The organism is Cryobacterium sp. 10C3 (genome assembly GCF_034314285.1).
GTDB classification, from domain to species: Bacteria; Actinomycetota; Actinomycetes; order Actinomycetales; family Microbacteriaceae; genus Cryobacterium; species Cryobacterium glucosi.
Map to the genome: position 1 here is coordinate 1,627,380 of NZ_JAVIWF010000002.1, position 20,054 is coordinate 1,647,433.

General features: G+C 68.6%; 16 protein-coding genes and 1 pseudogene. 8 read left to right on the top strand and 9 right to left on the bottom strand.

The features are described from left to right. Positions 1-119: 119 nt before the first annotated feature. A complete protein-coding gene (locus RGU41_RS08505; protein ID WP_322137324.1) occupies positions 120-2,435 on the top strand; it encodes an FdhF/YdeP family oxidoreductase in 2,316 nt (771 codons plus the stop codon). On the opposite strand, the gene RGU41_RS08510 is transcribed toward RGU41_RS08505, so the two are convergent. The 5 genes and pseudogenes from RGU41_RS08510 to fdhA all read right to left on the bottom strand — a co-directional run bounded on the left by RGU41_RS08510 (position 2,432) and on the right by fdhA (position 6,739). Then, positions 2,432-2,896, bottom strand: a complete 465-nt coding sequence (locus RGU41_RS08510) for a MarR family winged helix-turn-helix transcriptional regulator (protein ID WP_322136003.1) — start codon at positions 2,894-2,896, stop codon at positions 2,432-2,434. The two genes, RGU41_RS08505 and RGU41_RS08510, sit on opposite strands and share 4 nt — an antisense overlap. Further along, complete coding sequence (locus tag RGU41_RS08515; RefSeq protein ID WP_134560209.1) at positions 2,896-3,354, bottom strand: SRPBCC family protein; 459 nt, start codon at positions 3,352-3,354, stop codon at positions 2,896-2,898. The genes RGU41_RS08510 and RGU41_RS08515 overlap by 1 nt, the downstream gene beginning before the upstream one ends. A gap of 58 nt (positions 3,355-3,412) precedes the next feature. Further along, positions 3,413-4,360 carry a formate dehydrogenase accessory sulfurtransferase FdhD gene (fdhD, locus tag RGU41_RS08520; protein WP_134448911.1) on the bottom strand — a complete coding sequence of 316 codons (948 nt, stop codon included), beginning with the start codon at positions 4,358-4,360 and terminating at the stop codon, positions 3,413-3,415. 9 nt (positions 4,361-4,369) lie between these two features. Then, positions 4,370-5,415 (bottom strand): annotated as a pseudogene (gene moaA, locus RGU41_RS08525) (GTP 3',8-cyclase MoaA). Positions 5,416-5,524: 109 nt separating this feature from the next. Continuing rightward, positions 5,525-6,739: a formaldehyde dehydrogenase, glutathione-independent gene (fdhA, locus tag RGU41_RS08535; RefSeq protein WP_134448909.1), complete on the bottom strand. Its 1,215-nt coding sequence runs from the start codon at positions 6,737-6,739 to the stop codon at positions 5,525-5,527. Between the two features lie 216 nt (positions 6,740-6,955). Between fdhA and RGU41_RS08540 the strand changes: the two genes are divergently transcribed. From RGU41_RS08540 to RGU41_RS08570, 7 genes are all read left to right on the top strand, one after another. After that, entirely contained in the window at positions 6,956-8,227 is a 1,272-nt protein-coding gene (locus RGU41_RS08540) for a ThiF family adenylyltransferase (RefSeq protein WP_134561273.1), read from the top strand. 2 nt (positions 8,228-8,229) lie between these two features. Then, the gene (gene glp / locus RGU41_RS08545; protein ID WP_322136006.1) at positions 8,230-9,573 is read left to right on the top strand and encodes a gephyrin-like molybdotransferase Glp; all 1,344 of its coding nucleotides are present in this window, start codon (positions 8,230-8,232) and stop codon (positions 9,571-9,573) included. A gap of 14 nt (positions 9,574-9,587) precedes the next feature. Then, the gene (gene moaC, locus RGU41_RS08550; RefSeq protein WP_134448906.1) at positions 9,588-10,133 is read left to right on the top strand and encodes a cyclic pyranopterin monophosphate synthase MoaC; all 546 of its coding nucleotides are present in this window, start codon (positions 9,588-9,590) and stop codon (positions 10,131-10,133) included. Between the two features lie 8 nt (positions 10,134-10,141). Then, the gene (gene mobA, locus RGU41_RS08555) at positions 10,142-10,876 is read left to right on the top strand and encodes a molybdenum cofactor guanylyltransferase (RefSeq protein ID WP_322136007.1); all 735 of its coding nucleotides are present in this window, start codon (positions 10,142-10,144) and stop codon (positions 10,874-10,876) included. Next, complete coding sequence (locus RGU41_RS08560) at positions 10,800-11,159, top strand: DUF6457 domain-containing protein (protein WP_322136008.1); 360 nt, start codon at positions 10,800-10,802, stop codon at positions 11,157-11,159. Before mobA ends, RGU41_RS08560 begins: the two co-directional genes overlap by 77 nt. After that, entirely contained in the window at positions 11,159-11,425 is a 267-nt protein-coding gene (locus RGU41_RS08565) for a MoaD/ThiS family protein (RefSeq protein WP_322136009.1), read from the top strand. Before RGU41_RS08560 ends, RGU41_RS08565 begins: the two co-directional genes overlap by 1 nt. A 141-nt stretch (positions 11,426-11,566) precedes the next feature. Continuing rightward, positions 11,567-12,889: an MFS transporter gene (locus RGU41_RS08570; protein ID WP_134448903.1), complete on the top strand. Its 1,323-nt coding sequence runs from the start codon at positions 11,567-11,569 to the stop codon at positions 12,887-12,889. Positions 12,890-13,095: 206 nt separating this feature from the next. Here the strand turns inward: RGU41_RS08570 and narI are convergent, their stop codons facing one another. From narI to RGU41_RS08590, 4 genes are read right to left on the bottom strand one after another with little or no spacing between them, the layout of a single operon-like run. Continuing rightward, positions 13,096-13,869, bottom strand: coding sequence for a respiratory nitrate reductase subunit gamma (narI, locus tag RGU41_RS08575; protein WP_134448902.1), 774 nt, complete (start codon positions 13,867-13,869; stop codon positions 13,096-13,098). Then, positions 13,866-14,558 (bottom strand): nitrate reductase molybdenum cofactor assembly chaperone, encoded by a 693-nt coding sequence (gene narJ / locus RGU41_RS08580; protein ID WP_322136010.1) that lies wholly within the window; start codon positions 14,556-14,558, stop codon positions 13,866-13,868. Before narJ ends, narI begins: the two co-directional genes overlap by 4 nt. Beyond that, positions 14,555-16,243 (bottom strand): nitrate reductase subunit beta, encoded by a 1,689-nt coding sequence (gene narH / locus RGU41_RS08585; RefSeq protein ID WP_134448900.1) that lies wholly within the window; start codon positions 16,241-16,243, stop codon positions 14,555-14,557. The genes narJ and narH overlap by 4 nt, the downstream gene beginning before the upstream one ends. Next, positions 16,244-20,032: a nitrate reductase subunit alpha gene (locus RGU41_RS08590; RefSeq protein WP_416172937.1), complete on the bottom strand. Its 3,789-nt coding sequence runs from the start codon at positions 20,030-20,032 to the stop codon at positions 16,244-16,246. Positions 20,033-20,054 lie beyond the last annotated feature (22 nt).

Below are 20,054 nucleotides of genomic sequence, written 5' to 3' on the forward strand. Positions count from 1 at the left end.
TTCCCGGTTCGCGCGCCCTTCCGGGCTGGGAATCACCCGAGAGGACGCATCGCCGTTCTCAGACCCTGCGACGGCTGCCGTTGTGCCGGTACGCAGTCAAAAGGAGCATCATGGATGGCATGACACGTCACGCCCCGATCCAGGACATCAACGAAGACTCCCTCGTCGTGAAGAAGCCGGAGACCAGCGCGGCGGGCCTCGAAGCCGTCGTCGTAGCGCTCGAGCGCGGCGTCGCCCAGGCCGGGATCGGCCGCACCACCCGGGCCCTGCTCCGGCTCAACCAGCGCGACGGGACAGACTGCCCCGGTTGCGCCTGGCCGGAGTCGCAGGGTCACCGCAAGACGGCCGAATTCTGCGAGAACGGCGCGAAGGCCGTCGCGGAGGAGAGCACCGTGCGCCAGGTGACCCTCGCATTCTGGGCGGAGCACTCCATCGCCGAGCTCGCGACGAAGACCGAGTACTGGCTCGGCAACCAGGGCCGCATCACGCACCCCGTCGTCATCCGCCCCGGTGACACGCACTACTCGCAGATCTCCTGGAACGACGCGTTCGAGCTCATCGGCGAGCAGATCCGTGCCACGACCCCCGACCGCACCGTCTTCTACACCTCCGGCCGCACCGCGAACGAGTCCGCGTTCCTCTACCAGCTCTTCGCCCGCTCAATCGGCACCAACAATTTCCCCGACTGCTCGAACATGTGCCACGAGTCCTCCGGCTCGGCGATGAACGCGACGATCGGCATCGGCAAGGGCACCGTCTCCCTCGAGGACATCCACCACGCCGAGCTCATCCTCGTCGTCGGCCAGAACCCGGGCACCAACCACCCGCGGATGCTGTCAGCCCTGAAGGAATGCAAGGACAACGGTGGACGGGTCGTCGCGGTCAACCCCCTCCCCGAGGCCGGGCTGTTCAAGTTCAGGGACCCGCAGTCCGTCTCCGGACTGATCGGCGACGGCACCGCGCTCGCCGACGAATACCTGCAGATCAAGGTCGGCGGGGACCTCGCCCTGTTCCAGGCCCTCGGCCACCTGCTCCTCGAGGAGGAGAAGCGCGTGCCCGGCTCCGTCGTCGACCAGGCCTTCATGGACGCCAACACCCAGGGACTCGAGGAGTACCGGGCCGCGCGCGGCGAGATCGACTGGGAGGAGACCGAGAAGGCGACCGGGCTGTCCCGGCTGCAGATCGGTGTGGTCGCGAGCATGCTCGTGACCTCGAAGGCCACGATCATCTGCTGGGCGCTCGGGCTGACCCAGCAGCCGCACTCGGTCAACACTCTCAAGGAGATCATCAACCTGCTGCTGCTGCAGGGCAACTTCGGCAAGCCGGGCGCGGGCGCCTGCCCGGTGCGCGGCCACTCCAACGTGCAGGGCGACCGCACCATGGGCGTCTGGGAGAAGCCGAAGGAGGCGTTCCTCGCCGCACTCGACACGGAGTTCGGGATCGTGAGCCCGCGCACGCACGGCCTGGACTCCGTCGCGACGGTCGAGGCCTTCGAGAACGAGGACGTCGACGTGTTCGTGTCCCTCGGCGGCAACTTCGCCCTCGCCTGCTCGGACACCGCGAAGCTCGAGGCCGCGATGCAGCGGGTCGGGCTCACGGTCCACATCTCCACGAAGCCGAACCGCTCGCACGTGATGCACGGGCGCACCTCCTTGATCCTGCCGACCCTCGGCCGTACAGACACCGACGACAAGCACCCCGGCGGACGCCAGGTGCTCTCCGTCGAGGACTCGATGTCGGTCGTCCGCACGACACAGGGGCGCCTCGATCCCGTGTCGGAGCACCTGCTCGCCGAGCCCGTCATCGTCGCCAGGATGGCGAGCGCGACCCTCGGCGCCGAACACCCCGTCGACTGGAAGGCGATGAGCGAGGACTACGACCTGATCCGCGACCACATCTCCCGGGTCGTCCCCGGCTTCACCGACTTCAACCGCCGGCTGAAGACGAAGAACGGCTTCGTGCTGCCGAACCCGCCCCGCGACACCCGCAGCTTCGCGACCGACATCGGCCGCGCCCGGTTCACGGTGAGCCCGCTCGAATACCTGACTCCGCCGGCCGGGCACCTCATCCTGCAGACCATCCGCAGCCACGACCAGTACAACACGACGTTCTACGGCCTCGACGACCGGTACCGTGGCATCTCGAACGGGCGCAGGGTCATCCTGATCAACAAGGACGACGTCGTCGAGCTCGGCTTCCACGACCGCGACCTCGTCGACGTGATCAGCACCTTCCGCGGCGAGGAACGCCGCGCGGACGAGTTCCGGCTCGTGGTGTACCCGACCCCGCGCGGCTGTGCCGCCGCGTACTTCCCCGAGGCGAACGCTCTGATGCACCGCGAACTCGTCGCCCGCGAGTCGAACACCCCCGGCTACAAGGCCATGGCGGTGCGCTTCATCGCCCACGAGCAGGCCCCGGTCCCGACGGCCGGTTAGGACGCCGGGCCGAGCACCACGCGGAGCATGCCGGTGAAGACCGCCCGCTCGGCGCCGAGCGGGGTGAAGAAACGTTGGTCGACGCCTTCCACGGCCGCGTTCGCGTGGCGGGCGAGCTCGGCTCCCGCCACTGTCACCCTGAGGGACTTCGCCCGGGCATCCGTCGGGTGACCCCGCCGTTCCACGAGGTCCTTCCGTTCCAGGGTGCGCAGCACCTGCGAGGTCATCATCGGGTCCGTTCCGGCGTGGCGGGAGAGTTCCCGCTGGGTGGTCGGCCCGTCCGTGTCGAGCCACGCAAGCGAGGCGAGCAGCACGAACTGCACATGGGTTAGGCCGAACGGCCGGAGCGCCGCCCGCTGGGCCGCCTGCCAGGCGTTGGTGACCCGCCACAGCATCAGCCCCGTGCTGTCCTCCGCGGACGCGAACTCGCTGTCGAGCCCGCTCTCCTCGGCGTCCGGCATCAGTGGTCAGGGTCTTCAGGGTCAGCAGGGTCAGCAGGGTCAGCGGATGCCTCGGCGAGCGCGAACAGCCCGGCCATCGCCTCGGGGAAGTCCGCACTGATCTCCGGGCCGAGCCCCGGTCCGATCTCGTCAGCATCCTGCCCGGTGATCACGAGTTCGTGGGTGACCCGCGTGCCGCCGTCACTCGGTGTGAACACGTGCCGGAACGTCAGCACGACGTCGCCGAATGTGGTCTCGTCGGCATACCGTTCGTTCGGGGCCAGTTCGATGATGCGGGATCGGAACGTGTCCTGCCCGACCGGCGTCACGCTCAACTCCGTGCCGACGGTGAATGCACCGTCCATCTCGAAGACGTCCCCGCCCGCGGCCGCGGCGACCCCGGTGTGGATGTCCCGAAACGCCGCCCAGACCGCGGCGGGTGTGGCGCTGGTGTCTGCCGTGTACTCAGTTCTCCACATCAGATGACCTCTCGTCCGAAGCTGCCCCTCGCAGCGGGACAGTTAGTATGCGCACATACTAATTCGGCGCTGCGGAACCGGCAAGGGCCGATGGGGCAGAACTCGCAACACTCGCAGCACCCTCGGCACCCTCAGCACCCTCGGCACCGGCGAAATCTTCCGCTGCGCGACCGCCACCGCCGGTGATCCGCTCGGCGCCCGCATAGATCACCATCGAGTCGCCGCGCAGGAAGCCGACCAGGGTCATGCCCACCTCGGCGGCGAGTTCCGCCGCGAGGGAGGACGGCGCGGAGACCGCGGCCAGCATCGGGATGCCGGCCATCGCCGCCTTCTGGACGAGTTCGAAACTCGCCCGGCCGGAAACCTGGAGCACGGTTCCACGCAGCGGCAGCCGGTCCTCCTTGACCGCCCATCCGATCACCTTGTCGACGGCGTTGTGGCGCCCGACGTCCTCGCGCAGCACGAGCAGTTCCCCGGTGGCGGCGTCGAAGAGCCCGGCAGCGTGCAGGCCGCCGGTCTTCTCGAATACCCGCTGGCCGGCCCGGAGCACCTCCGGGAAAGTGACGAGGCGTTCGGCGTCGAGGAGCACAGGGTCGTCCGAGACGGTGAAGACCGACCGCGTGCGCACGGCGTCGATGTTCGCCTTGCCGCAGAGCCCGCACGCGCTCGTGGTGAGGAAGTTCCGCTCGAGGCTCGGGTCGGGAGCAGCCACGCCCGGCGCGAGGCTCACGTCGAGAACGTTGTAGGTGTTCTCTCCGTCCACGGTGGCGCCGGCGCAGTAGCGCGCCGCGAAGAAATGCTCGCCGCGGCTGATCACGCCCTCGGAGACCAGGAAGCCCGCGGCCAGGTCATAGTCGTTGCCGGGCGTGCGCATCGTGACCGCGAGCGAGGTGCCGTTCACGCGGATCTCGAGCGGCTCCTCGACGGCGAGCACGTCTTCCCGGCTGGTCCTCCGGCCGCCGACCGTGAGCCGGACGACCTTTCGTCGTGCCGTGATTCGTGTCATTGTTCCTGGTCACCCTCCGATGTACGACATCTCGATCTTCTTCTTACCGGATGCCCGCAGTTCGCTCGTCTTCGCGCTCCGCAGGTCCGAATACCGGTCGGTCCGCTCTCGCCAGACCGCGGCCATGGCGGCGGAGAGGTCGTCGTCCGTTGCGCCGCCGCGCAGGAGCGCGCGCAGGTCGTGTCCCTCCGTCGCGAACAGGCAGGTGAAGAGTTTGCCGTCCGTCGACACCCGGGCGCGGGAGCAGGTCGAGCAGAACGACTGCGTCACGCTCGAGATCACCCCGATCTCGCCGCTGCCGTCCCGGTACCGCCAGCGGCTCGAGGTCTCCCCTGTGTAGTTCGGGGCGATCTCCTCCAGCGGCAGTTCGGCGTCGATCCGGGCGATCACCTCGCGGGACGGCACGACGGCGCCCATCTCCCAGCCGTTGCTCGATCCGACGTCCATGAATTCGATGAAGCGGAGGATGACCGGCGTGCCCTGGAAATGCCGCGCCATGGCGAGGATGTCCCCGTCGTTCTGGCCGCGCTTGACGACCATGTTGACCTTGACCGGGCCGAGCCCGACGGCCGCGGCGACGTCGATGCCGTGCAGGACCTTCGCGACCGGGAAGTTCACGTCGTTCATGGCCCGGAAGGTCGCGTCGTCGAGGGAGTCGAGGGACACCGTGACCCGGCGAAGTCCCGCGTCCTTGAGGGCCTGGGCCTTGACCGCGAGCGCCGAGCCGTTGGTGGTCAGGGCGATGTCGATGGGCCGTCCGTCCGGGGTGCGGAGTACCGCAAGCTCGGCGACGAGGTCTTCGAGGCCGCGGCGCAGCAACGGCTCCCTCCGGTCAGCCGGATCTTGCCGACCCCGTGCGCGACGCTCACCCGGGCGAGCCGGGTGATCTCCTCGAAGGTGAGCAGTTCGTCGCGTTCCATGAAGGCGAAGTCGCGGCCGAAGATCTCCTTCGGCATGCAGTACACGCACCGGAAGTTGCACCGGTCCGTGACCGAGATCCGCAGGTCGTGCAGCGGCCGGCCTCGGGTGTCCGTGAGTGTCGGGTTTCCGGTCATACGCTCCACCCTAATCTTCTGTCATCACGGCCCCGCGACACGGATGCCCGACCGGGGCGGCCCCGGCCGGGCATCAGTTCGAAACGGTTGCTCTTACGTCACTGATTCACTACTTGACGTAACCGTTCGGGTTGAGCACATATTTCACGGACTTGCCGGCGTCGAACTCGGCGTAGCCGCGCGGCGCGTCCTCGAGGCTGATCGCCTGGGCGTTGACGGCCTTCGCGATCTGCACCTTGTCGTGCAGGATCGCCATCATGAGCTTGCGGTTGTACTTCATCACCGGGCACTGGCCCGTGGTGAAGGACAGCGACTTCGCCCAGCCGAGCCCCAGCCGGATCGAGAGCGACCCGACCTTCGCAGCCTCGTCGACCCCGCCCGGGTCACCGGTGACGTAGAGCCCGGGGATGCCGAGCGCGCCGCCGGCGGCGGTGATGGTCATGAGCGAGTTGAGCACCGTCGCCGGCCGCTCCTCCCCCGCCGCCTGGCCATGCCCGCGGGCCTCGAAGCCGACCGCGTCAACGGCGCAGTCGACCTCTGGCACGCCGAGGATCTGCTCGATCTGGTCCTGCGGGTCGCCCTTGCGCAGGTCGACCGTCTCGCAGCCGAAGCTGCGGGCCTGGGCCAGCCGCTCCTCGTTGAGGTCGCCGACGATGACGGCGGCCGCTCCGAGCAGGTGCGCGGACGCCGCAGCCGCAAGGCCGACGGGTCCGGCACCGGCGACGTAGACCGTCGACCCGACGCCGACGTTGGCGCTCACCGCCCCGTGGAACCCGGTGGGGAAGATGTCGGAGAGCATGGTCAGGTCCATGATCTTCGCGAGGGCCTGGTCCCGGTCCGGGAACTTCAGGAGGTTCCAGTCGGCGTACGGCACGAGAACGTACTCGGCCTGGCCGCCGACCCAGCCGCCCATGTCGACATAGCCGTAGGCGCTGCCGGGGCGGTCGGGGTTGACGTTCAGGCAGATCCCGGTCTTGCGCTCCTTGCAGTTGCGACACCGGCCGCAGGAGATATTGAACGGGACCGACACGATGTCGCCGACCTTGATGAACTCGACATCGGGCCCGGTCTCGACGACCTCGCCGGTGATCTCGTGACCGAGCACGAGGTCGGCCGGGGCTGTCGTGCGTCCACGGACCATGTGCTGGTCCGAGCCGCAGATGTTGGTGCTGACCGTGCGGAGGATGACCCCGTGCGGTACCTTCCGGCCGACGTTGGCCGGGTTGACGCCGGGCCCGTCCTTCAGCTCGAAGGTGGGGTAGTCGATGTCGATGACCTCGACGTGCCCCGGGCTCTTGTAGGCAACTGCTCTGTTCCCTGTCATTACATACCTTCCTAGGTTCTGCGTAGTGATCCTCTGTGCACGGCCGTTTCGATCGTGCGAGATTGCAGTGGTGCTAGTTGGTGCGCTGTGGGGTGGCGCTTACTCGGTGGTGCCGTCTTCGACGAAACACCCATCGGCTGGGGATATCAAGGGGGTTGCCGAGACTCTGGGCGGATGCGGATGCGCCGGCCGCCGGGAGCGCCTAGCGTAAGGGGCATGGCCCTTCCTCCCCTTGTCGAACCCGTCGCCCGGCTCACCCCGACCGAATCCGTGCGCACCGCCCGTCAACGCCGCCTGCCGCAGCTCGACGAGCTCGGCCAGCGTCGCCTGGCGAACGCGAAGGTGCTCGTGCTCGGCGCGGGCGGCCTCGGCTCCCCGGCCCTGCTCTACCTGGCGGCGGCCGGGATCGGCACGATCGGCATCGTCGACGGCGACGACGTCGAGCCGAGCAACCTGCAACGCCAGATCGTGCACGGCCAGGCGGATGTCGGCAGGTCGAAGGTCGTGAGTGCCGCGGAGTCCATCGCGGCCATCGCCCCGGCGACCATTGTCATCCAGCATGCAGAGCGGCTCGACCACGGCAATGCCCGCGCGCTCATCTCCGGGTACGACGTCGTGATCGACGGCACCGACAATTTCCCGACCCGGTTCCTCGTGAACGACGTCTCCGCCGAACTGGGGAAGCCGCTCGTCTGGGCATCCGTGCTGCGCTTCGATGCCCAGCTCTCGGTGTTCTGGGCCACCCCGCCCGAAGGGAGCGGCGTTGCGGGCGTGCAGCTGCGGGACCTGTTCCCGAATCCGCCCGCCGAGGGCGAAGTGCCGAGTTGCGCGGAGGCCGGCGTGCTCGGCGCCCTCTGCGGCCAGGTCGGTTCGCTGATGGCGACGGAGGCGATCAAGCTCGTCGCCGGCATCGGCGCACCGTTGATCGGGCGGGTGCTCGTGATCGACGCCCTCTCCGGGCGGTTCACCGAGGTACCGCTCGTAGGCGGAGACGCGGAAGGGCACGCCCGGGCCGCCAGGGAGGCCGCCGCGGCTGCCGCGACCGACTCCGGTACGGCAAACATGCAAGCCCCCGTGCCGACCTGGCCGACACTGTCGGCGGCCGAGCTCGTCTCCCGCCTGGTCGCGCGCGCGAACGGGGCGGACGACTTCATCGTCCTCGACGTGCGTGAGCCGGGTGAACACGCCGAGAGTGCGGTGCCCGGCTCCCTGCTGCTCCCCCTCGACCAGCTGCGCACCCCGGAGGGACTGGCGTCGCTGCCGCGCGACGTTCCCCTCGTGCTGCACTGCGCGCAGGGGCCGCGCGCGCTGAGCGCCGCCGCCGCGCTCGCCGCGGACGGCTTCACCGACCTGACACTGCTCGAGGGCGGGATCATCGCCTGGGACGCCGCCGTCGCCGACGGCGGAGCTCCCGGTTTCGGCCAGAAGTGGTCGACCCAGTGGTCAGGGACCTGGTCCCCCGAGTGGTCCGTCGAAGCGCGGAGCTGACCGTGGCAGTAGCAGAGGGCGCTGCGGGGAACCACGATCACGCGAGGCGCGGCGGGCACGCTGACGCGGCATCCGCCCGCCCGGTCGCCGAGCACCTCGACTGGATCCTGGGGCAGTTGCCCATTCTCGAGCCCGTCCGGGTCCCGCTCGAACACGCGCTCGGGCTCGCCCTTGCCGAGGACGTCACAAGCGCGACGGACACCCCGCCGTTCGACAACTCGGCGATGGACGGCTACGCCGTGCGGCGCGCCGACCTGCTCGCCGCGACCCCCATGAGCCCGGTCGTGCTGCCCGTCGTCGCCGACCTCGCCGCCGGTACCGCACAGAACCCGCGCATCGACGCCGGGCAGGTCGCCCGGATCATGACCGGGGCGCCGATCCCCGACGGGGCGGATGCCGTCGTGCCGATCGAGGACACCGACCGGGGCATCGACCGGGTCGGCATCCTCAGGGTGCCGGAGCCGGCAGCCCACATTCGCAGGGCCGGCAGCGACGCCGCAGCCGGCGACACCATACTGCGGGCAGGGACGACGCTCTGGCCCACCCGGATCGCCGCAGCCGCGAGCGCCGGCCGCGCTGAGTTGCTCGTGCACCCGGCGCCCCGCGTCGCGGTGATCTCGACCGGCGACGAGCTCATCGTGCCCGGCACCCCCGCGCGGCGAGGCCAGATCCCCGACTCCAACTCGTACCTGCTCGCCGCTGCAGTGGCCCAGGCCGGCGGCGTCGTGCACCGGATCGGGGCGGTCCCCGACAACGAGGAGTCCCTGCGCACCGTGCTCGACTCCCTCATCGGCACGGTCGACGCGATCATCCTCTCCGGAGGCGTCAGCGTGGGAGCGTACGACGTCGTCAAGGCGGTGCTCGCCCCGCTCGGCGTGTGGTTCGGCCCGGTGCGGATGCAGCCCGGCAAGCCGCAGGGCTTCGGCCGCCTGCCCGCAGCCGGCACCGGCAGCAACAGCACCACCGGGAAGAAAGGCTCCGCCGGAAGCGCCGCGCTCGGCCCGATCGTGTTCGCCCTGCCCGGCAACCCGGTGAGCGCGTTCGTCTCGTTCGAGGCCTTTGTACGCCCGGCGCTCCTGTTCATGGGCGGCCACGGCACCACCACCCGTCCGACGATCACGGGGACCGTCGCCCGCGGTTGGAGCTCACCGAGCGGCCGCCAGCAGTACATGCCCGTCGTCTGCGAGCGTCGTGGCCAGGAGACCCTCGTGTGGCCGGCCACCTCCGGCGGTTCCGGCTCGCACCTCGTCGCGGGACTCGGCCAGGCCGAGGGTCTCGCCATCGTTCCGGAGGAGTCCGACACCGTGGCTGAGGGCGACCTGCTCCCGGTCATGCTGGTGATATGAGTCATGCTGGTGGTATGACTTCCGCCCGAGACGAAACCGCCGCCGCCAGACCCGAAGGGCACGCTGCGCCGAATGCGCAGGCCGGGCAGCCGTTCACGCATCTCAATACCGCCGGCCAGGCCCGGATGGTCGACGTGACCGAGAAGCAGCCGACCGTGCGCAGCGCGACCGCCGCGGGTTTCGTATTCTGCGGGCCCCGCGTGGTCGCCGCGCTGCGCGACGGCACGACGCCCAAGGGCGATGTGCTCGCCGTCGCGCGCATCGCGGGCATCCAGGGCGCGAAGAAGTGCGCGGACCTGCTCCCCCTCGCCCATGTGATCGGGGTGCACGGCGCCGCTGTCGACCTCACGATCGAAGACACCGGCGTGCGGGTGGCGGCGACCATCCGCACGGCCGACCGCACCGGCGTCGAGATGGAGGCGCTCACGGCCGTGTCGATCGCTGCGCTGGCGGTCGTCGACATGGTGAAGGGACTCGACAAGTCCGTCAGCATCGGGGACATCCGCCTGATCAGCAAGACCGGCGGCAAGTCCGGCGACTGGCTGCGCCCCGCGGAGTAGGACCGCCCATGCCTGAAGCCCTCACCCCTCAGGTCGACCTGATCGTGCTTGCGGGCGGCCGCGGCAGCCGGCTCGGCGGCGCCGTCAAGGCCGCCGTCGACGTCGCGGGCCGCACACTGCTTTCCCGGGTGCTCGACGCTCGGACCCTCGCCCGTCGAGTCGTCGTCGTCGGGCCGGCGTCAGCACGGGTCGCCGCCGGCCCCGAGGCGGCCGGAGTGCTCTGGGCGCTCGAGGATCCCCCGTTCGGCGGCCCCGTCGCGGGCATCGCCGCCGGCCTCGCGGCCCTCGCGGCACCCTCACCCGCAACCTCAGCCGGCGCCCCGGCCGATGCCCCGGCCGAGTGGCTGCTCGTCCTCGCGTGCGACCTGCCCTGGGCGGCGGATGCCGCCGGCACCCTCGTCGCAGCCCTCGCCGACCAGGCCCTCGCTGACCGCGCAGGCAGGAACACCACCGGCACAGACGCCCTGGACGGCCTGCACCTGTCCGACCCGGACGGTCACCCCCAGTGGCTCGCCGGTCTCTACCGGGCGAGCACCCTCCGGGACGCCGCGGCACGCCTCGGCCCCGCAGCGAACGGCGCGAGCATGCGCGCCCTCCTGTCCGGGCTTCGGCTCGTCGGGGTCCGTGACGACTCGGGAAGCAGCCTCGACGTGGACACGTGGCAGGATGTTGAGTGGAGCACCGCGCTCCTGTCGGGACCCAGCCCGGTCAGCACCACCCCTCCGAGGAGCGACGCCCCATGAGCACCTCCACCCCCTGCCTCCCGAGGCCCTCGACGACTGGCTTGCCGTCCTCGCCGCCGGGCTCGACCTCGATCCGGCCGACGTGCCGGTCGGCACTCTCCTCGACGTCGCCCGCGACGTCGCGCACGGCGTCGCCCGCCCCGCCGCCCCGCTCAGCACGTTCCTCGTCGGTTTCGCCGCTGCCCGCAACGGCGGCACCGCAGCAGACATCGAGCAGGCCTGCGCCACCGCCACCGGGCTGGCCCTCGAGTGGGCGAAGACACACCCCACCGAGACCCGCTAGTGGCCGGCATCCGCTTCTTCGCGGCCGTGGCAGAGTCAGCGGGCACTGAGACCACGACCGTCGACGTTGCCAGCATCGGCGATCTCCGTACGCTCCTGGCCGACCGCCACGGCACCGAGTTCGCCAGGATCCTGTCGCGCTGTTCCCTGCTGGTCAACGGCATCAGGGCAGCGGATGACGCGGTGCCCCTCGCCGGGACCGACACCGTCGACGTGTTGCCCCCTTCGCCGGCGGCTGAACCGCAGATCGACGCGGACCGGGTGTGAGCGGCACGATCCGACTGACCGGGCCTGATCGGAGGGGAATGATTTTTCACGGTGTTCCGCGATTGTCGAGGTCCGCACGCACGGTCAGGGTGGTAGTTACGCGGGCCGCACGGCCCGAAACCACCTAGTCCGAGGAAGCACATGTCAGTCCCTTCCGCACTCGTCTCGTCGAAGCTCAAACCAGACCTCTCCAACTGGGATCCGGAGAATGAAGAAACCTGGGATCCCAAGCTCGCGTGGCGCACCCTGTGGATCACGACCTTCAGCCTGACGCTTGCCTTTGCGGCCTGGTACCTCGTGAGCGCGATCGCCCCACGTCTGAACGACATCGGCTATTCCCTCGCGCCCGGCCAGCTCTACTGGCTTGTGGCCATCCCCGGACTCGCCGGCGGATTGCTGCGACTCGTCTTCATGTTCCTGCCGCCGATCATGGGCACCCGGTCCCTCGTGGCCATGTCGTCCGCCCTCCTCGTCCTGCCGATGCTCGGTTGGACGCTCGCGGCCCGCGACACTGCGACCCCATACTGGGTGCTGCTCGCGCTCGCCTTCTCCGCCGGCATCGGCGGAGGGACGTTTTCCGGATTCATGGCCTCGACCAGCTACTTCTTCCCCAAGCGCCTCGCCGGCACCGCGCTCGGACTTCAGGCGGGCATCGGTAACTTCGGGATCGGCCTCATGCAGCTGCTGCTGCCGTGGGTCGTCGGCTTCGGCCTGCTCGGCACCGCGGCGCTCACCCCTCAGAGCAGCGCCAAGGGCGACCTGGTCTGGCTGCACAACGGCGGCCTCGTCCTGATCCCCTGGGCACTCCTCGCCGTCGTCCTCGCGATCGTCTATCTGCGCCGGGTCCCGGTCACGGCGAACTTCCGCCAGCAGATGGACATCTTCAGGATCAAGCACACCTGGATCATGACGGCCATCTACCTGATGAGTTTCGGTGCGTACAGCGGCCTCGCTGCACAGATGGGCCTGATCATCCTGAACGTCTACGGGCACTTTCCCGATGCCCCGAATCCGCTCGCCTTCGCCTTCATCGGCCCCGTCGTCGGCGCCCTCGTGCGCGCGGCCAGCGGTCCGTTCTGCGACAGGTGGGGCGGCGCGATCTTCACCCTGATCGGGGGTATCGGTATGACCGTCGGCACCGTGGTCACCGCGTTCTTCCTCAGCCCGAGCAGCGTGTCCGACTTCTGGGGCTTCCTCACCGGGATGCTCATCATCTTCACCTTCGCGGGATTTGCGAACGCCGGCACGTTCAAGCAGATGCCGATGATCTTCCCCAAGCGGCAGGCCGGCGGGGCGATCGCCTGGACGAGCGCCATCGCGGCATTCGGCCCGTTCATCGTAGGCATCGCGCTCACGGCGATCAGTCCCACCGCGTTCTTCGTCGGCTGCGCGGTCTTCTGCGTCTTCTGCACCTGGCTCGCGTGGCACTACTACGCACGTCCCGGCGCTCCGTACCCGAGCTGACCGGCACCACCCGGCCGCCGGCTCAGCGCACCACCTGGCACCACCGCGACGAAGGCCGCCGCTCTCTGGAGCGGGGGCCTTCGTCGCGCCCGCCCGGTCTTCCTGAGTTAACACGGGGATGAGCGAAGACCAGCGGGGACGACGAAGCGCCCGCACGATTCGGTGTCGTGCGGGCGCTTCTCTGGAGCGAAGTGAGGCGGGTCCGACTAGCGGCGAGCGTCGTCCCTATCCCTGGCGGATGCCGGCAGTACGCTCTTCTCCCAGCCGCGGCGGGCCTTGCGCGCGCCGGATCCCCGGTGAGAGTCGCGCGACCTGTAGACGATGTACGGTCTCACGATGTAGCCGATCGGGGCCGAGAACACGTGCACGAGCCTGGTGAACGGCCAGAGCAGGAACAGCAGGGTCGCGGTCAGTACGTGCAGCTGGAAGAAGAACGGCACATGAGCCATCAGCGACGGGTCCGGCTGGGCCGAGAGCAGCCCGCGCACCCACGGTGAGATGGTTCCGCGGTAGTCGTAGCCGGCACCGAGCACCTGAAACAGCACGGTGGCGGTGGTCCCGAACAGCAGGGTCGCCCCGAGGAGCAGGTACATGACCTTGTCCATCACCGTTGTGGCGAGCAGCACCCGGGTGTTCAGCCGCCGCCGGTAGATCAGGATCGCAAGCCCGGCGAGGGTGAGGACGGCCGCGATACTGCCGAGCCAGGTCGCGCCGACGTGGTAGATCTCATTGGAGACGCCGACGAATTCGAGCCATTCCTTGGGAACCAGGAGCCCGACGACGTGGCCGCCGAGAACCATCAGGATGCCGTAGTGGAACATCGGTGATCCCCAGCGAAGCAGCCGGTTCTCGTAGACCTGGCTCGACCGGGAAGTCCAGCCGAACTGGTCGTGCCGGTACCGGAAGATGTGGCCGACCACGAACACGGCCATGGCCGCGTACGGGAACGCCACCCACAGTAGAAAGTCGATCGGATTCATACCCTGAGTTCCTCACTCGCGATGCCGGACGGCGAAAATGGTTTGAGATTGCCGAGGAAGGTCATGCCGACCGTCTCCGTCGGCGGGCCCTCGTTCACGAGGTTCAGGTAGCGTTCGCGGGTTTCCTCATCGATGCTCGGGAGTGAGAGGGAGACCGCTTCGACGACGTGCGCGTACGGGCTCTCGATGGTCTCGAGTGCGGTGCGGAGCACCTCGATCCCGTCGCGGTGTGCCGCGAGCAGCTCCTGTGCGATGGGCGAATCGCTGAGCGCCGAGAATTCGAGCACCATCGGAAGGTAGTCGGGCAGTTCGTCCGCCGCGACCTCCCAGCCGGCCGCGCGATACGCCTCGACGAAGCGCACCAGCGCCATGCCCCGGCGACGGGTGTCGCCGGCGGCGTAGTACGAGAGGTACGGGCAGCACTTGCGTTTGAGGTCGAACGTGGCCGTGAAGTGCACCTCGAGCTGCTGCTGGTCCATGGTGCCGGCAGCGCCAAGGAACGCCTCGAAGGCGTGCCGAAGCGGGTCGGGCAGCAGCGTGACCGATTCGGCGACGACCGCAAACCGCGCCCGGCGTTCGATGGTCGGATAATCGAGCAGGATCGACGCCGCCATGTGCGCGATGGCACCGTCCTCCGCACTGAGCGGAATCGCCCTGACGGTGCGCGGCGGAAGCTTCGGGAGCCTCATGCGGGGCTCCCGGTGTCGGCGACGGGCGGAATGATCGGCGGGATCGGCGGGAACAGGCCCTTCGGCGCCCCCGAGCCGTTCCAATTCAACAGGTTGAGCCGGCCGGGCGTTGTCGGCTTGGTCTTCTCCCCGCCCTTGCCGATCATCTCGTTGTAGTTGTCGACCGTCGCGTTGAACGGCATTCCCGGTGTCTTGCCATAGGGCCCTGCGGCGGTCGACGTCGGGCCGCCCATGCCGGGTCCGCCGTCGGTGTCGAGCGAGCACGCGAGCTCCTCGAGCTCGCGCGCCGTCTCGACGTGCGCCTTCGGGATCACGTAACGGTCCTCGTACTTGGCGATCGCGAGGAGGCGGTACATTGCTTCGATCTCGGTGCCGGTCATGCCGACGGCCTCGGGGATGGACTCGTCGCGGTCCCGGCCGAGGTTGATGTCGCGCATGTACGAACGCATCGCGGCGAGCTTCCGCAGCGAGGATTCGACCGGGACGACATCTCCGGCCGAGAACAGCCCGGCGAGGTATTCGACGGGGATGCGCAGCTTGTCGATTGCGGCGAACAGGGTGCGGGCGTCCTCACCGTCGTTGTTCGTCGTCGAGATGACGTCGACGACCGGGGACAGCGGCGGGATGTACCAGACCATCGGCATCGTTCGATACTCGGGGTGCAGCGGCAGGGCGACCTTGTACTCGGAGATGAGCTTGTAGATCGGGCTGTTCTGCGCGGCGAGGATCCAGTCGTCCTCCATGCCCTCCGCCTTCGCCGCGGCGATGACCTCGGGGTCGAACGGGTCGAGGAACACCCCGCGCTGGGCCTCGAGCAGGTCCTGGTCGTTCTCGATCGCGGCGGCGGCGAGCACGGCGTCGGCGTCGTAGAGCATCAGGCCCAGGTAGCGCAGTCGACCGACGCAGGTCTCCGAGCAGATGGTCGGCTTGCCCTGTTCGATCAGCGGATAGCAGAGGGTGCACTTCTCCGCCTTGCCGGTCTTGTGGTTGAAGTAGACCTTCTTGTATGGGCAGGCCGAGACGCACATCCGCCAGCCGCGGCAGGCATCCTCGTCGACGAGGACGATGCCGTCCTCCTCGCGCTTGTACATCGCACCGGATGGGCACGCCGCGACGCAGGCCGGGTTCAGGCAGTGCTCACAGATCCGTGGCAGGTAGAACATGAAGGTGTTCTCGAACTCCATCTTCACGTGCTCGCTCATCGTCGCGAGGATGGGGTCCTCCGCCGCGGTCTCCTGGGAACCACCGAGGTCGTCGTCCCAGTTGCCTGACCACTTGATGTCCATGTTCTTGCCGGTCAGTAGGGATTTGGGTCGGGCGACGGGACTCTCGGTGCTGAGCGGAGCTTTGGTGAGCATGTCGTAGTCGTAGGTCCACGGCTCGTAGTAGTCGTCGATGACGGGCAGGTCGGGGTTGTTGAAGATCGTGGCGAGCCGCTTGAGCCGGCCGCCGGAGCGCAGTTTCAGGCGTCCGCGCTTGTTGCGCACCCAGCCGCCGTTCCACTTCTCCTGGTCCTCGTACCGCTTCGGGTAACCGAGGCCTGGCCGCGTCTCGACGTTGTTGAACCAGACGTATTCGACGCCGGTGCGGTTGGTCCATACCTGCTTGCAGGTCACGGAGCAGGTGTGGCAGCCGATGCACTTGTCGAGATTCATGATCATCGACATTTGGGCCATTACGCGCATTTAGTACTCAACCTCCTGGCTGCGTCGACGGATCACGGTGACCTCGTCGCGTTGGTTCCCGGTCGGGCCGAGGTAGTTGAAGGCGAAGGACAGCTGGGCGTAGCCGCCGATCAGGTGGCTGGGCTTGAGCAGGATCCGGGTCAGCGAGTTGTTGGTTCCGCCGCGCATGCCGCTCGTCTCGGCGATCGGTACGTTGATCGTGCGGTCCTTCGCGTGGTACATGTACACGGTGCCCTCCGGCATCCGGTGCGAGACGATGGCCCGTGCGACGACGACGCCGTTGCGGTTGTACGACTCGATCCATTCGTTGTCGCGCACGCCGATCTTGTCGGCGTCCTGCGGTGACATCCAGATCGTCGGCCCGCCGCGGGACAGCGAGAGCATCATCAGGTTGTCCTGGTATTCGGAGTGGATCGACCACTTCGAGTGCGGCGTCAGGTAGCGCACGGCGACCTCCGCGCGGCCCTTCGACCCCGTCGAACCGGTCGCCGCCGTGGAACCGACGATCGAGTCGTCAAACAGGCGGTGCATGTCGAGCGGCGGCCTGAAGATCGGCAGCTGCTCCCCGAGCTCGATCATCCAGTCGTGGTCGAGGTAGAAGTGTTGCCGCCCGGTCAGCGTGTGCCACGGTTTGAGGTGCTCGACGTTGATCGTGAATGCGCTGTACCTGCGACCGCCGTGCTCGCTGCCGGACCACTCCGGGGAGGTGAGGACGGGGACGGGCGCGCCCTGGACATCCGGGTATGAGAAGCGCCTGCCCTCGTTGTCGCTCGCGAGGTGGGCGAGCTTCATGCCCGTGCGCTCCTCGAGCTGCCGGAAGCCCTGGGTGCCGAGACGGCCGTTCGTGGTGCCGGAGAGGGCCAGCACCATCTCGCAGGCGTGGATCGCGGTCGTGAGGCGCGGCCGGCCGGCAGCGGGGCCGCTCTCGACGAGACCGTTCTTCCGGCCGAGGTACTCGACCTCGACATCGGGATTGAACTTGACGCCCTTCGTGACCATGCCCAGTTTCGCGGTGAGCGGGCCGAGTGCGCCGAGCTTGTCTGCGAAGCCCGGGTAGTCGCGCTCGACGACGACGAGCTTGGGCATCGTGATGCCGGGCACGAGCGGCTGGCCGTACTGCACGGTTCCGTGCGGGGTCGCCATCGCATCGGGGGTGTCGTGCGTCAGGGGCACGGCGACGATGTCCCGGCGCACGCCGAGGTGGTCGACCGAGAGCTCGGAGATCTTCTTCGCGAGGATGTGGAAGATGTCGAAGTCGGTCTTCGCCTGCCACGGCGGCGTGATCGCGGGGTTGAACGAGTGGATGAACGGATGCATGTCCGTCGTCGACAGGTCGTTCTTCTCGTACCAGGTGGCCGGCGGCAGGACCACATCGCTGAAGACGGTCGTCGAGGTCATCCGGAAGTCGCTCGTCACGAGGAGGTCGAGCTTTCCCTCCGGAGCGGACTCGTGCCACTTCATCGTCTTCGGGCGCTTCTCCGGCGGGGATTCGGGCGCGCGCACGGCACTCGTGGTGCCGAGCAGGTGCTTGAGGAAGTATTCGTTGCCTTTGCCGGAAGAGCCGAGTACGTTCGCCCGCCAGACGACCATCACGCGAGGGAAGTTCTCCGGTGCGTCGGGGTCCTCGACCGAGTACGCGAGGCTGCCGTCCTCCAGCGACTCGACCACGTACTGGGCCGGGTCGACCCCGGCGGCGACGGCGTCGTCGACGAGGTCGAGCGAATTCCGGTTGAACGTCGGGTAGCTCGGCATCCAGCCGCGCTTCGTCGATTCGACAAGGCAGTCCGCGGTGGTGCGGCCGGCAAAGGTACCGACTCCGAGCGGGCTCGAGAGGGTGTCGGCGGACAGCCCGTCGTAGCGCCACTGGTCGGTCGCGAGGTAGAAGAAGCCGGTGCCGATCATCTGGCGGGGAGGGCGCACCCAGTCGAGGCCGAAGGCGTATTGTCCGTAGCCGGTGAGCGGGCGGACCTTTTCCTGCCCGACGTAGTGGGCCCAGCCGCCGCCGTTGACGCCCTGGCAGCCGGTCATCGTCGTGAGGGCGAGGAAGGCCCGGTAGATCGTGTCGGAATGGAACCAGTGGTTCGTGCCTGCCCCCATCAGGATCATCGAGCGACCGCCCGATTCCTCGGCGTTCTGCGCGAATTCGCGGCCGATGCGTTCAGCAGCCTGCATCGGCACCGAGGTGATGGCCTCCTGCCAGGCAGGGGTGCCGGGCGAGGACGCATCGTCGTAGCCCGTTGGCCAGATGCCCGGCAGCCCGTCGCGACCGACGCCGTACTGGGCGAGGAGGAGGTCGAAGACGGTCGTCACGAGTTCGCCGGCGACGCGCCGCACGGGCACGCCGCGGCGGATGATACCGGCGCCGCCGGCCTGCTGCTCCCCCGCGTCGTCTGTCGTCGGCGACACGTCGAAGCGCGGCAGGTCGACCGAAGCGGATGCGCCGTCGTAGTCCGGCGCGTCCATGATCGAGAGCAGCGGGTCGACGCCCTCGAGGTCGAGGTTCCACTTGCCGACGTCGGTCTCGGAGAAGCGGTGTCCGATCGATCCGTTCGGGATGACGGTGCGGCCGTCCTGGTCGAGGAGGATCGGCTTGAACGCCGCGCTCGCGACCGTCGGCTCGGTGTCGGGGAGGGCATCCGCCGTCATGAACTTGCCGGGCACCCAGGCGTCGCCGCGTTTCGTGAGCGTGATCAGGTAGGCGGAGTCGCTGTAGCGCTTCATGTAGTCGACGAAACGCGGGGTCCGCCGGTCGACGAGGAACTCCTTGAGAACGACGTGGCCCATCGCGATCGCAAGGGCGCCGTCGGTGCCGGGGTGAACGGCGAGCCATTCGTCGGCGAACTTGGAGTTGTCGGCGTAGTCGGGAGAGACCGTGATGACCTTCTGTCCGCGGTACCGGGCCTCGACCATGAAGTGGGCGTCGGGGGTGCGGGTGACCGGCACGTTCGAGCCCCACATGATCAGGTAGGACGAGTTCCACCAGTCGGCGGATTCCGGGACGTCGGTCTGGTCGCCGAAAACCTGCGGGCTCGCGACGGGGAGGTCGGCGTACCAGTCGTAGAAGGACAGCATCGTGCCGCCGAGCATGGAGATGAAGCGGTTGCCGACTCCCTGCGAGACGATCGACATCGCCGGGATCGGCGAGAAACCGGCGATCCGGTCCGGCCCGTAGGTCTTGATGGTGTGCACGTGGGCGGCGGCGACGATTTCCGCGGCCTCGTCCCAGCTCGCGCGCACCAGGCCGCCCTTGCCGCGAGCGCTCTTGTAGGCCTTGGCAGACTCGGGGTTGCCGGTGACGTCGGCCCAGGCGAGCACCGGGTCGCCGAGGCGTGCCTTCGACTCACGGTAGAGGTTGAGCAGCACGCCGCGCACGTAGGGGTACCGCACCCGGGTCGGCGAGTAGGTGTACCAGCTGAATGCTGCGCCACGGGGGCAGCCGCGGGGTTCGTACTCCGGCGAGTCAGGGCCGACGGAGGGGTAGTCGGTCTGCTGGGTCTCCCAGGTGATGATGCCGTCCTTGACGTACACCTTCCACGAACAGGAGCCGGTGCAGTTCACGCCGTGGGTGGACCGCACCTCCTTGTCGTGGGTCCAGCGGTCGCGATAGAAGCTGTCGGCGTCCCTGCCGCCTTCGAGGAACAGGGAGCGCAGGTCCGGCGAGGTCTCGCCCCTGCGAAGGAAACGGCCGAGGTTCAGGATGCTGTCCGCGATCGGGCCGTCGATGCCCGGTTTGGTGCCGGGCTGGCCGGCTTTGCGCTTCGAGAAGCTCGAGTTCTTGAGAGTTTTCACGACATACCCCTTGCGGTGCCGG